At 67.1% G+C, this 12,147-nt stretch carries 11 protein-coding genes; 8 read left to right on the forward strand and 3 right to left on the reverse strand.

The window, feature by feature from the left end:
* The first annotated feature begins 18 nt into the window (after positions 1-18).
* Positions 19-1,974 (forward strand): primosomal protein N', encoded by a 1,956-nt coding sequence (locus H0P51_RS12025; protein WP_180918913.1) that lies wholly within the window; start codon positions 19-21, stop codon positions 1,972-1,974.
* Positions 1,975-2,124: 150 nt separating this feature from the next.
* On the forward strand, positions 2,125-2,610 hold the full coding sequence (locus tag H0P51_RS12030; protein ID WP_180918251.1) for a MarR family winged helix-turn-helix transcriptional regulator: 486 nt from the start codon (positions 2,125-2,127) through the stop codon (positions 2,608-2,610).
* A gap of 31 nt (positions 2,611-2,641) precedes the next feature.
* On the opposite strand, the gene H0P51_RS12035 is transcribed toward H0P51_RS12030, so the two are convergent.
* Complete coding sequence (locus H0P51_RS12035; protein ID WP_180918252.1) at positions 2,642-3,466, reverse strand: class I SAM-dependent methyltransferase; 825 nt, start codon at positions 3,464-3,466, stop codon at positions 2,642-2,644.
* 167 nt (positions 3,467-3,633) lie between these two features.
* Here H0P51_RS12035 and fmt point away from each other — a divergent pair, with 167 nt between their 5' ends.
* Genes fmt through ribD form a run of 4 tightly spaced genes read left to right on the forward strand, consistent with a single transcriptional unit; the run spans position 3,634 to position 7,748 of the window.
* Positions 3,634-4,566: a methionyl-tRNA formyltransferase gene (gene fmt / locus H0P51_RS12040; protein WP_180918253.1), complete on the forward strand. Its 933-nt coding sequence runs from the start codon at positions 3,634-3,636 to the stop codon at positions 4,564-4,566.
* On the forward strand, positions 4,563-6,014 hold the full coding sequence (locus H0P51_RS12045) for an RsmB/NOP family class I SAM-dependent RNA methyltransferase (RefSeq protein ID WP_180918254.1): 1,452 nt from the start codon (positions 4,563-4,565) through the stop codon (positions 6,012-6,014). The genes fmt and H0P51_RS12045 overlap by 4 nt, the downstream gene beginning before the upstream one ends.
* Position 6,015: 1 nt before the next feature.
* On the forward strand, positions 6,016-6,729 hold the full coding sequence (gene rpe / locus H0P51_RS12050; RefSeq protein ID WP_180918255.1) for a ribulose-phosphate 3-epimerase: 714 nt from the start codon (positions 6,016-6,018) through the stop codon (positions 6,727-6,729).
* Entirely contained in the window at positions 6,726-7,748 is a 1,023-nt protein-coding gene (ribD, locus tag H0P51_RS12055; RefSeq protein ID WP_180918256.1) for a bifunctional diaminohydroxyphosphoribosylaminopyrimidine deaminase/5-amino-6-(5-phosphoribosylamino)uracil reductase RibD, read from the forward strand. The genes rpe and ribD overlap by 4 nt, the downstream gene beginning before the upstream one ends.
* On the opposite strand, the gene H0P51_RS12060 is transcribed toward ribD, so the two are convergent.
* Entirely contained in the window at positions 7,729-9,330 is a 1,602-nt protein-coding gene (locus tag H0P51_RS12060) for an MFS transporter (protein WP_180918257.1), read from the reverse strand. The two genes, ribD and H0P51_RS12060, sit on opposite strands and share 20 nt — an antisense overlap.
* Positions 9,331-9,332: 2 nt before the next feature.
* Positions 9,333-10,040, reverse strand: a complete 708-nt coding sequence (locus H0P51_RS12065; RefSeq protein ID WP_180918259.1) for an LppX_LprAFG lipoprotein — start codon at positions 10,038-10,040, stop codon at positions 9,333-9,335.
* Positions 10,041-10,124: 84 nt separating this feature from the next.
* Here H0P51_RS12065 and H0P51_RS12070 point away from each other — a divergent pair, with 84 nt between their 5' ends.
* Positions 10,125-10,745 (forward strand): riboflavin synthase, encoded by a 621-nt coding sequence (locus H0P51_RS12070; RefSeq protein ID WP_180918260.1) that lies wholly within the window; start codon positions 10,125-10,127, stop codon positions 10,743-10,745.
* An 87-nt stretch (positions 10,746-10,832) separates the two neighbouring features.
* A complete protein-coding gene (locus H0P51_RS12075) occupies positions 10,833-12,110 on the forward strand; it encodes a bifunctional 3,4-dihydroxy-2-butanone-4-phosphate synthase/GTP cyclohydrolase II (RefSeq protein ID WP_180918262.1) in 1,278 nt (425 codons plus the stop codon).
* Positions 12,111-12,147 lie beyond the last annotated feature (37 nt).

A 12,147-nucleotide genomic window follows, 5' to 3' on the forward strand; every position in this document is an offset into this window, starting at 1 on the left:
GTCGCGCGGGTGTTGCCGATGCTGTCGGTACCGCATCTGGACCGCGAGTTCGACTATTTGGTCTCGCCCGAGCAGTCCGACGACGCGCAGCCGGGCGTCAGGGTCCGGGTGCGCTTCCACGGGCGTTTGGTCGACGGGTTCGTGCTGGAGCGTCGCAACGACACCGATCACCACGGCAAGCTGGGCTGGCTGGATCGCGTCGTGTCTCCCGAGCCGGTACTCACGCCGGAGATTCGCCGGCTGGTGGAGGCGGTTGCAGCGCGCTACGCCGGCACCCGGGCCGACGTGCTGCGATTGGCGATCCCGGCTCGGCACGCCAGGGTGGAAAAAGAAGTGTCCGCCGTCGCGGCGCTACCCGTGGTGGCGCCCGTCGACCCGTCCGGCTGGCAGGTCTACAGCCGCGGCGCTCAGTTTCTGGATGCGTTGGCCGCCGCCCGGGCCGCTCGCGCCGTTTGGCAGACGCTGCCGGGGGAGCAGTGGGCAGACCGCCTTGCCGAGGTGGCGGCCCAGACCGTGGCTGCGGGACGAGCAGCCTTGGCGATCGTGCCAGACCAGCGCGACATCGACACGTTGTGGCAGGCGACGGTCCGACACGTCGACCCCAGCGGCGTCGTCGCGCTGTCCGCCGGGCTCGGGCCCGCCGCGCGGTACCGGCGCTGGCTGGCCGCGTTGCGGGGCAGCGCGCGGGTGGTGATCGGTACGCGCAGCGCCGTATTCGCCCCGATGTCCGACCTCGGTCTGGTCATGGTGTGGGCCGACGCCGACGACAGCCTCGTCGAGCCCCGCGCACCGTACCCGCATGCACGGGAGGTCGCGATGCTGCGCGCGCACCAGGCCCGTTGCGCCGCCCTGATCGGCGGTTACGCCCGAACTGCCGAGGCGCAGGCGTTGGTGCGCAGCGGCTGGTCACACGATGTCGTCGCGCCCCGGCCGCTGGTACGAACCCGCGCGCCGCGGGTGGTGGCCCTCGACGACAGCGGTTATGTCGACGAACGCGACCCGGCGGCACGGAGCGCGCGGCTGCCGTCGATTGCCCTGCGCGCGGCGCGTTCTGCACTTGACGCCGGAGCCCCCGTGCTGGTCCAGGTGCCGCGGCGCGGGTATGTGCCGTCCTTGGCGTGCGGGCGTTGCCGCGCTATCGCGCGGTGCCGGCACTGCACGGGCCCGTTAGCGCTGCAGGAGCGAGGTGGGGGCGCGCAGTGCCGGTGGTGCGGCCGGGTCGACCTGGCGCCGCGGTGCGCGCGCTGCGGGTCGGATGCGGTGCGGGCCGTGGTGGTGGGGGCCCGGCGTACCGCCGAGGAACTGGGCCGCGCTTTCCCTGGCACCGCGGTGGTCACGTCGTCGGGCGAAACCGTGGTGTCGGAGGTGCCCGGGCTGCCCGCACTGGTGGTCGCGACACCGGGGGCCGAGCCGCGCGCGGTGGATGGCTACGGGGCCGCGCTGCTGCTGGACACCTGGGCCTTGCTAGGCCGCCAGGATTTGCGTGCGGCCGAGGATGCACTGTGGCGCTGGATGGCTGCCGCCGCACTGGTGCGGGCCCGTGGCGAGGGCGGCGTGGTCACCGTGGTGGCCGAATCCTCCCTTCCCACGGTGCAAGCGCTGGTCAGGTGGGATCCAGTGGGACACGCCGATGCAGAGTTGGCGGCACGTGCCGAGGTGGGTTTGCCGCCCAGTGTGCATATCGCCGCCCTGGACGGCGGCGCCGGGGCGGTGGCCGCGTTGCTGGCAGAGGCGCGGTTATCCGACAGCCCGGGCCTGGGCGCGGAGTTGCTGGGACCGGTGGAGCTACCGGCGGGTGCGCGGCGCCCGGCGGGGACCGCTGCCGAGGTTCCGGTGATCAGGATGCTGGTCAGGGTCCCGCGGGATCGCGGTCTTGCATTGGCGGCGGCGCTGCGCTCTGCCGTTGGCGTGCTCAGCGCCCGGCAGACGCACGACCCGGTTAGGGTGCAGATCGACCCGCTGCATATCGGCTGATTCGCAACGAATTAAGACTGAGAAAGTATGGCCCTCAGTAACATTTGATTCTAGAAACAATCACTCCCTACGACTGTAAAGCTGTTACGCTTTCCTCGCTCTCGTGAGCGTCGAGCAAGCGTCCGGGAGACCCCGGGGAAAGGGGCCGAGATGCCGACGGAGAACGGGACGGTTGCCGACGAATCCGTTGACATGATTACCGACTCGTTGCTGACGGCCTCTCGGTTGCTGGTGGCCATCTCCGCTCGCTCGATTGCACAGGTCGACGACACCATCACCATTCCTCAGTTCCGCACCTTGGTCATTCTCTCCAATCGGGGCCCGGTGAATCTGGCGACTCTGGCCACGTTGTTGGGTGTGCAGCCGTCGGCAACCGGCCGGATGGTCGACCGGTTGGTCGGTGCCGGAATGATCGACCGGTTGCCGCATCCGACCTCGCGCCGGGAACTGCTGGCCGCGCTGACCAAACGCGGCCGCGACGTGGTCCGACAGGTCACCGCGCACCGGCGTAAGGAAATCGCGCACATCGTCGAACAGATGCCTGCAAGCGAACGGCACGGCCTAGTGCGTGCGCTCACCGCATTCACGGCTGCCGGCGGCGAACCCGACGCTCACATCGGCATCGAGGAGATGTAGGACCGCGCGTTGCGCGGCCGCTGTGACCCCGTCACCGCTTCTCTGCGGTGAGCAGCAGGTATTCCCATCCCATCACGCCGTCACTCAGGTACTCCTCAGCGAGTTCGATCAGCTGAGTGTCGAGTTCGGCGGACAGCACGGTGTTGCCGCCGATGTTCTCGTAGGCCTCGATGGTCGGGCCGTAGTGGTTTTTGAAGTATTCGTGGACACCACGTGCGGTTTCGAAGCGGGTCACCTCGAGCAGGCCGCGCTGCGCCTCGACGTTCGTGACATCGTCGCCGAGCATGCCGCGGATGTAGGCCTCGCGTCCCCACAGCGCCGACGGCGGCAGTGCCGCTGAAAGGCTCGGCCGGTAAGGCCGGATCGTGGCGAGCATCCGGCCGAAGAAGCCCTCGTGCGTCCAGCTGATCAGCCCGATTGTTCCGCCGCGTCGGCAGACCCGCACCAGCTCGTCGGCGGCCCGCTGGTGATCGGGTGCGAACATCACTCCGATCGCCGATATCACGGTGTCAAACTCGTTGTCCCCGAATGGGAGTGCATGAGCGTTGGCTTCCTGGTACTGCAGTTTTAGGCCCTCTTCGGCAGCACGGGCCTGCGACCGCTGCAACAGCTCCGGAGTCAGGTCGCTGGATACCACCGTCGCGCCGGTCCTGGCGGCGGGCAGCGAGATGTTGCCCGACCCGGCGGCGACGTCGAGCACCCGAACGCCGTGGCCGATGCCCGCGGCGGCGACGAGGATGGGCCCGAGCGGCGCCATCACCTCTTCTGCCATTAGTGCGTAGTCGCCCTGGGCCCAGATCTGGCGATGGGTGTCGGCCAGGGACTGGTGCTCGCGGATGGGTGTGCCGATGGTCATCAAACCTCCTGCGGAAAAGAGTTGAGGATGTGTACGACATCGTCGTCGCCGAACCGCATAATCGTGCAGCCAGACACAGTATGCATACGAAACATTGTTACTAGCTGAGAGTTTGCTGGGCGACTCGTGGTCCACGACACGTCGGGCAAGCTTTCTAGACTGTTGCGGTGCGTCTCGTCTTCGCTGGCACCCCCGAACCCGCGCTGCCCGCCCTGCGGCAGCTGATCGACTCGTCTGCGCACGACGTCGTCGCCGTTCTGACCAGGCCCGATGCAGTATCGGGACGACGCGGGCGGCCCGAGCCTTCGCCGGTGGCTCGGGAGGCGCTCGATCGCGGCATCCCCGTGCTGCGCCCGGCGCGGCCTAATTCGGCGGAGTTCGTCGCTGAATTGCGTGACCTGGCTCCGCAGTGTTGCGCGGTAGTAGCCTACGGCGCGCTGCTCGGCGATGGGCTTCTCGCGGTGCCCCTACACGGCTGGGTCAACTTGCACTTCTCGCTGTTGCCGGCCTGGCGCGGCGCGGCCCCGGTGCAGGCCGCGATCGCCGCCGGCGACCCGATCACCGGGGCGACCACCTTCCAGATCGAGCCCAGCCTCGACTCCGGCCCGGTATACGGCGTTGTCACCGAGACAATCCGTCCCACCGACACCGCCGGGGATTTGCTTGAGCGGCTTGCGGTTTCGGGTGCGGAGTTGTTGGCGGCCACCCTTGATGGCATAGCCGCGGGGACGTTGACGCCGCGGCCGCAGCCCACCGAGGGTGTCAGCCTCGCGCCCAAGATCACTGTGCAGCAGGCCCGGGTCCGCTGGGATCTGCCGGCCCAGGTGGTCGAACGTAGGATCCGCGCCGTCACGCCCAATCCGGGTGCCTGGACCATGATCGGTGATCTGCGCGTGAAAGTCGGCCCGGTGCAAATTGATTCGGGCGCTGCCGGTGAGCTCGCGCCCGGCGCGATCCACGCCGGACGCGCCGGCGTATGGATCGGCACCGCGTCGGACCCGGTGCGGCTCAACCAGGTCCAGCCACACGGCAAGAAGCTCATGAACGCCGCGGACTGGGCGCGCGGCGCCCGGCTGGACGACACGGCCACCGCGTCATGAGCCAGGACAGGCAATTCCGCAACCGGCCGAATCGGCAGAACCAACAAAACCGAAACCCACCCGGCGCTCAGCGCCCCAAGGGCCCACGCCGAAAACCCCTGGACCCCGCGCGCAAGGCCGCTTTCGATGCGCTACGTGCGGTCACCGAGCGCAATGCCTACGCCAACCTGGTACTGCCCGCGTTGCTGCGCGAACGCGCAATCAACGGACGCGACGCTGCTTTCGCCACCGAACTGACCTACGGCACCTGCCGCACCCGCGGCCTGCTGGACGCCGTGATCGGCGCGGCCGCCGGCCGCGCGCCGGAGACCATCAACCCGGTGCTGTTGGACTTGCTGCGGTTGGGGGCTTATCAGCTACTGCGCACCCGGGTGGAGGCGCACGCCGCAGTATCCACCACCGTGGACCAGGCGGGTATCGAATTCGATTCGGCGCGGGCGGGTTTCGTCAACGGTGTGCTGCGCACGATAGCCGGCCGCGAAGAGAAATCCTGGGTTGAGGAATTGGCCCCGCGCAACGACCCGGTAGGGCGAGCGGCGTTCGTCCACGCGCACCCGCGGTGGATCGCCCAGGCCTTCGCCGATGCACTGGGTGCGGACGCCGGCGAACTCGACGCGGTGCTGGCCAGCGACGACGAGCGCCCGCAGGTGCATCTGGCGGCCCGGCCGGGGACGCTCAGCGCCACCGAACTGGCCGCAACGGTGGAGGGCGCGGTAGGCCGGTATTCGCCCTATGCGGTGTATCTGAGTGGCGGTGATCCCGGCCAGTTGGCGCCGGTGCGTGACGGCCGAGCCCTGGTGCAGGACGAGGGCAGCCAATTGGTGGCGCGGGCGCTCACACTGGTCCCGGTCGACGGCGACACCGGGCGTTGGCTGGACTTGTGTGCCGGACCGGGCGGCAAAACCGCGCTGCTGGCCGCCATCGGAGCCCAGCTCGGTGCCACGGTGACAGCGGTGGAACCGGCCCCGCATCGCGCTGACCTGGTGATGGAGAACACCCGTGGGCTACCGGTGCAGGTGGTTCGGGGCGATGGACGGGACCCCCAACTCCTGGACGGTCCGCAATCCGGATTCGACCGGGTCCTCCTCGACGTGCCCTGCACCGGGCTGGGCGCTCTGCGTCGTCGGCCCGAAGCGCGGTGGCGGCGGCAGCCCACGGATGTTCCCGTCCTGGCCAAGCTGCAGCGCGAGTTGCTGGCCGCGGCGATCTCGCTGACCCGGCCGGGCGGCGTCGTGCTGTATTCGACCTGCTCGCCGCACCTGGCCGAGACGGTCGGCGTGGTGGCTGACGCGTTGCGCCGTCATCCGGTGACGGCGCTGGACACCCGGCCGTTCTTCGCGCCGGTGGAGCACGGTTTGGCGCAAGGTCCGTCGGATAACTATGTGCAGCTGTGGCCGCACCGACACGGCACCGACGCTATGTTCGCAGCGGCCCTGCGCCGCCAGTAAGGTGTCGCTCATGCCTTCTACGGGGGGGCCGTTGATCGCGCCGTCGATTCTGGCCGCCGATTTCGCCCGACTTGCCGACCAAGCCGCCGCAGTCGAAGGGGCCGACTGGTTGCACGTCGACGTGATGGACAACCATTTCGTGCCGAACCTGACGATCGGCCTGCCGGTGGTGGAGAGCCTGTTGGCGGCCAGCGACATCCCGATGGACTGCCATCTGATGATCGACAACCCGGATCGCTGGGCGCCGCCGTACGCCGAAGCCGGCGCCTATAACGTCACCTTTCACGCCGAAGCAACCGACAACCCAATCGGGGTGGCACGCGACATCCGGGCGGCGGGGTCCAAAGCGGGCATCAGCGTTAAGCCGGGAACGCCCTTGGAGCCTTACCTCGAGATCCTGTCGCACTTCGACACCCTGCTGATCATGTCCGTCGAGCCCGGCTTCGGTGGGCAGAGCTTCATCCCGGACGTACTCAGCAAGGTGCGCGTGGCGCGAAAGCTGGTGGATGCGGGGGAGTTGACGATCTTGATCGAGATCGATGGTGGTATCAACGAAGACACCATCGAGCAGGCCGCCGAAGCCGGCGTCGACTGTTTTGTCGCCGGATCCGCGGTTTACGGTGCCAGCGACCCGGCTTCGGCAGTCGAAGCGCTGCGCCGGCAAGCGCGCGCCAAGTCGCCGCACCTGTGGATGGGCCGGGGGAGCGGCGCATGACCAGCGTGGAGCAGGTCAAAAGCATCGAAGAGGCGATGCGCCTGGCTATCGAGCACTCCTACCAGGTCAAAGGCACCACTTACCCCAACCCGCCGGTCGGTGCCGTGATCGTAGACCAGGAGGGAAGGGTGGTGGGCGTCGGCGCCACCCAGCCGGCCGGCGGCGACCACGCCGAGATCATCGCGTTGCGCCGCGCGGGCGGGCTGGCCGCCGGTGGGATCGCCGTGGTCACCATGGAGCCGTGCAACCACTTCGGCAAGACACCGCCCTGTGTGAACGCGCTCATCGAAGCCCGGGTCGGGACGGTGATCTTCGGCGTCAACGACCCGAACGGCATTGCAGGCGGGGGCGCCGGCCGGCTCAATGGGGCGGGTGTGCAGGTGCGGTCCGGCGTCCTGGCAGACCAGGTCGCGGCCGGCCCATTGCGGGAATGGCTGCACAAGCAGCGCACCGGGCTTCCGCATGTGACGTGGAAGTACGCCACCAGCATCGACGGTCGCAGCGCCGCCGCCGACGGCTCCAGTCAATGGATTTCCAGCGAGGCTTCCCGTGCGGACCTGCATCGCCGCCGGGCCATCGCCGACGCGATTGTGGTCGGCACCGGCACCGTTTTCGCCGACGATCCCGCCCTGACCGCGCGGCTGCCGGATGGGTCGCTGGCCCCGCAACAACCGTTGCGCGTGGTGGTCGGCAAGCGCGAGGTGCCGCCGGAAGCCAAGGTGCTTAACGACGATTCACGCACCATGGTGATTCGCACCCATGAGCCCCTCGAGGTGCTCAAGGCGCTCGCGGACCGCACCGACGTTCTCCTGGAAGGTGGACCCACCCTGGCCGGGGCGTTCCTGCGGGCCGGCGCGATCAACCGGATCCTTGCCTACGTCGCACCGATTCTGCTTGGCGGACCGGTGACCGCGGTCGACGACGTCGGGGTGTCCAGCATGGCGCACGCTTTGCGCTGGCAGTTCGACAGCGTAGAACAGGTCGGTCCGGACCTCCTGCTCAGCCTGGTTGCTCGGTAGCCGCCGGCGCCGGTTGGGCTTCGTCGACGGCCGGCTGCCCAGGTGCCGGCGGTTCGGTAGCCGAACCTTCCTCCGCGTGCTCGTGGCGGGCGCCGATCAGCAAGCCGAGCAGGGCGCCGACTACACAGATCGCCACGGTGACCTTGAAGATGTCCCCATACATCAGCGCGAAGGCCTCAAGGTAGGAGCCGCCCGCGCGCGGCAACCCCGCCAAGATCTGATTGAACCGATAGAGCCCCCACGCGCTCAGCGCCGCTACACCGATCAACATGCCGGTCATCCTGGCCACGACGACGGCCGCCGACGCTATGCCGTGCTGAGCGGCCGGAACCACCCGCAGCGCCGCCGAGGACAGGGGTCCGATCACCAGGCCGAGTCCCAATCCGGCCACCAGCAGGTCGGTGTGCACCGCGGGAAGCGTGAACAGCCCGAGAATGTTGTGCTGTCGGGACAGCAGGTCGGCACGCCAATACGAAATGAGCCAATAGCCGCTGCCCGCGATCAGCAATCCGATGAAGACGATGATGCGGTCGCCAGTTCGGGTGGCGATCCACCCGCCGAGTACCGCGCCGATCGGCAGTGCGATCAAGAACCACAGCAACAGGCCCGCCGCCTGATTCTGATCCATCCTGAGGACGCCTTGGCCGAACAGTTCCACGTTGACCAGGGTCACCATCAGCGCCGCACCGGCGCACACCGATGACCCCAATGCGGACAGAAACGGCCCGAAATGCACGCCGGCCGGTTCGATGAGCCGGGTGCGAGCGAAGCGCTCCCACGCGAAGAACAAGACACCGACTGCCACTGCACCGACCACTAGCGGCAGACCGTAGCTCGGCAGGACTTGCTTGCCATCCGGATTGGGGTTGTACAGACCGATCACCGCCAAGCCCAGCGCGACCGCCAGCAACAAACCGCCGGCTATGTCGACCTTTTCCGGCTCTGCGCTGCGGTCGTGCGACGGCAGGCTGAAGTGGATCATCACCATGGCAATCAAGGTCAGCGGCACGTTGACCCAGAACACGTCGCGCCAATCGTGGAACAGCCACACGATGAAGATGCCGTACAGCGGACCCAGCACGCTGCCGAGTTCCTGGGCGGCTCCAATTCCGCCCAGCACGCCGGCCCGGTTGCGTTCTGCCCACAGGTCGGCGCCCAGCGCCAGCGTTACCGGTAGGAGGGCGCCGCTGGCGATGCCCTGAATGGTGCGCCCGGCAATGAGAATGTGAAACGCCCGGTTGGGGTCGGGATCGACCATGTAATCGCCGAATTCGGGATTCCAGGTGCCGAGTTTCACCGATAGCGCGGTGATCACCGAGCCGACGATGAACAGGGCCAGGCTGGATTGCAGGACAAACTTGCGTCCGAAGCGGTCCGATGCCCTACCCAGCAGTGGCATTGCGGCGATATAGCCCAGCAGGTACATCGTGACGATCCAGGTGATCCGCTGCAGCTGATTGACCGGTATGCCGACACTGAACATGATGTCGCGCATGATGGTGACCACGACATAGGTGTCGAGGGCGCCAAGCAGTACCGCAAGGCTGCCCGCGCTGATTGCTACTCGGCGTCCTGCTCGCATTGTCAGCTCCCCGGCTTCGTGACCTGGACGGGCTGGTTCCAATTCGACAAGGTCATCTGGATCGAATTGCCGGAACCCTTATCGAGCATCACCTGCGCGAGCTGGTGATCGCCGGTCTCCTGGATCCAGACGGTGGTGGGAATCGGGCCAGTCGCGTTCAGTGGTGCGAGTTTGTTCACAACGTCGGCGTTGACCTTTCCGCTGATGCGAATTGTGCTCTGCCCGTTGATCATGTCGCGGCCCTCAGCTTTCGGATCGTTGAGGTTTGCTACCACGTTCGCGACGCCTGTTTCGGGGTTGAGAATCGCTGAAGGGTCGTAATGCAGCAGCTCGTCGATCTTGCCCACGTCGGTCCATTGACCCGGGGACAGCGCGGTGGTGTAGAGCTCGCCGTCCAAAATGACGAAGTCGGCCTCAACCTCGCTGCCGAAGACGATGATTCTCGCGTTGCCCTTGCCCGCAGTGGTCGGAGTGGTGGTCAAATCTCCGCTCAGGGTCTTGAGAGGAAGCCCGGCAATCTTGCCGGTCACCGTCAGGTTCAGGTGCGCACTCTTGACGCCCTTGGTGACTTCGGCGGATTGGGTGACCAGAGTCTTCGCGTCGGGCAGTGGACCACCCTTGGCCTTCTTGCTGATCGAGCAGCCGGCGACAAGCGTGGTCGCGATGCTCAGTGCAGCAAGGACAGCCAGAAGGCGTCGGGGGGTTTGCATACCCAGCATCGTAGAGGGTGCCTATGAGTGGGCCCGGGAGCCAGGCGGGTGCGGGAGGCACGTCGTACTTATTAACCTGGTGCGATGTTCACCGGAATTGTGGAGGAGCTGGGTGAGGTGACCGGCCGTGATGGCCTGGCCGACGCGGCACGGCTGATCATCTGCGGACCCACCGTCACCGCCGACGCCGGTCACGGCGACTCGATCGCCGTCAACGGTGTGTGCCTCACCGTGGTCGACGTACTGCCCGACGGACAGTTCAGCGCCGATGTGATGGCCGAGACGCTGAACCGTTCCAATCTGGGCGAGTTGCGACCGGGCAGCCGGGTGAACCTGGAGCGTGCGGCCGCGATTAACAGCCGGCTCGGCGGTCATATTGTGCAGGGACATGTCGACGGGACCGGAGAAATTGTCGCCCGCACCCCCTCTGAGCACTGGGAAGTGGTGCGGGTGCAGATGCCGGAGACGGTTGCCCGCTACGTGGTGGAGAAGGGTTCGATCACTGTCGACGGGATCTCCCTGACTGTCTCGGCGCTGGGCGAACGGCCTTACGACTGGTTTGAGGTCTCGCTGATTCCGACCACGCGGGAGCTGACGACGTTGGGGTCGGCGCCGGTGGGGACCCGGGTGAACCTCGAGGTCGACGTGATCGCGAAATATGTGGAGCGGCTGCTGCACGTCCCGTTGAACAAGCAGGGGCAATAACTGAACCGCTGTGGTGGTTCATACTGAGTGGATCACGGGGGCTTCCCGTGGGCGCCGCGACAGCTTTAACAGCAAAAGGTAGCAACGATGACGAGGTTGGACTCCGTCGAAAGGGCGGTTGCCGACATTGCGGCCGGAAAGGCCGTCGTCGTCATCGACGACGAGGAACGCGAGAACGAGGGCGACCTGATCTTTGCGGCCGAAATGGCCACCCCGGAGTTGGTCGCGTTCATGGTCCGCTATACCTCGGGCTATCTGTGTGTGCCGTTGGACGGCTCGATCTGTGACCGTCTTGGGCTGCTGCCGATGTACGCGGTCAACCAGGACAAGCACGGCACCGCCTACACCGTGACCGTCGATGCGAGAATCGGTGTTGGAACTGGGATTTCGGCCTCCGACCGGGCCACCACGATGCGGTTGCTGGCAAATCCGACGAGTATCGCCGAGGACTTTACCCGGCCGGGTCACGTGGTTCCGTTGCGCGCCAAGGACGGTGGCGTGCTGCGCCGCCCGGGCCACACCGAGGCCGCCGTCGACCTGGCCCGGCTGGCCGGCCTGCAGCCCGCCGGCGCGATCTGCGAGATCGTGAGCCAGAAGGACGAGGGGTCGATGGCGCAGACCGACGAGTTGCGCGTCTTTGCTGACGAGCACGGTCTGGCCCTGATCACCATCGCCGACATCATCGAGTGGCGCCGCAAGCACGAGAAGCACATCGAGCGGATCGCGGAGGCCCGCATCCCCACCCGGCACGGGCAGTTTCGCGCGATCGGGTACGCCAGCATCTACGAGGACGTCGAGCACGTCGCGCTGGTTCGCGGTGAGATCGCCGGGCCCAACGCCGACGGCGACGATGTGTTGGTGCGGGTGCACTCCGAGTGCCTGACCGGCGACGTGTTCGGCTCGCGGCGCTGCGACTGCGGCCCGCAGCTGGACGCCGCGATGGCCATGGTCGCCCGGGAGGGCCGCGGGGTGGTGCTCTACATGCGCGGCCACGAAGGTCGCGGCATCGGCCTGATGCACAAATTGCAGGCCTACCAGTTGCAGGATGCCGGCGAGGACACCGTCGACGCCAACCTCAAGCTCGGATTGCCAGCTGATGCAAGGGATTACGGCATCGGCGCGCAGATCCTGGTCGATCTTGGCGTTCGTTCGATGCGGCTGTTGACCAACAACCCGGCCAAGAGAGTCGGCCTGGACGGTTACGGGTTGCACATCATCGAGCGGGTGCCGCTGCCGGTGCGGGCCAACGCCGAGAACATCCGCTACCTCATGACGAAACGCGACAAGATGGGCCACGACCTGGCCGGGTTGGACGATTTTCACGAATCCGTGCATCTGCCCGGTGAATTCGGAGGTGCGTTGTGACCGTCTTCGGCGATGCAGAACCTAGTGATGCTGAGGA

The organism is Mycobacterium vicinigordonae (assembly GCF_013466425.1).
Classification (GTDB): Bacteria; Actinomycetota; Actinomycetes; order Mycobacteriales; family Mycobacteriaceae; genus Mycobacterium; species Mycobacterium vicinigordonae.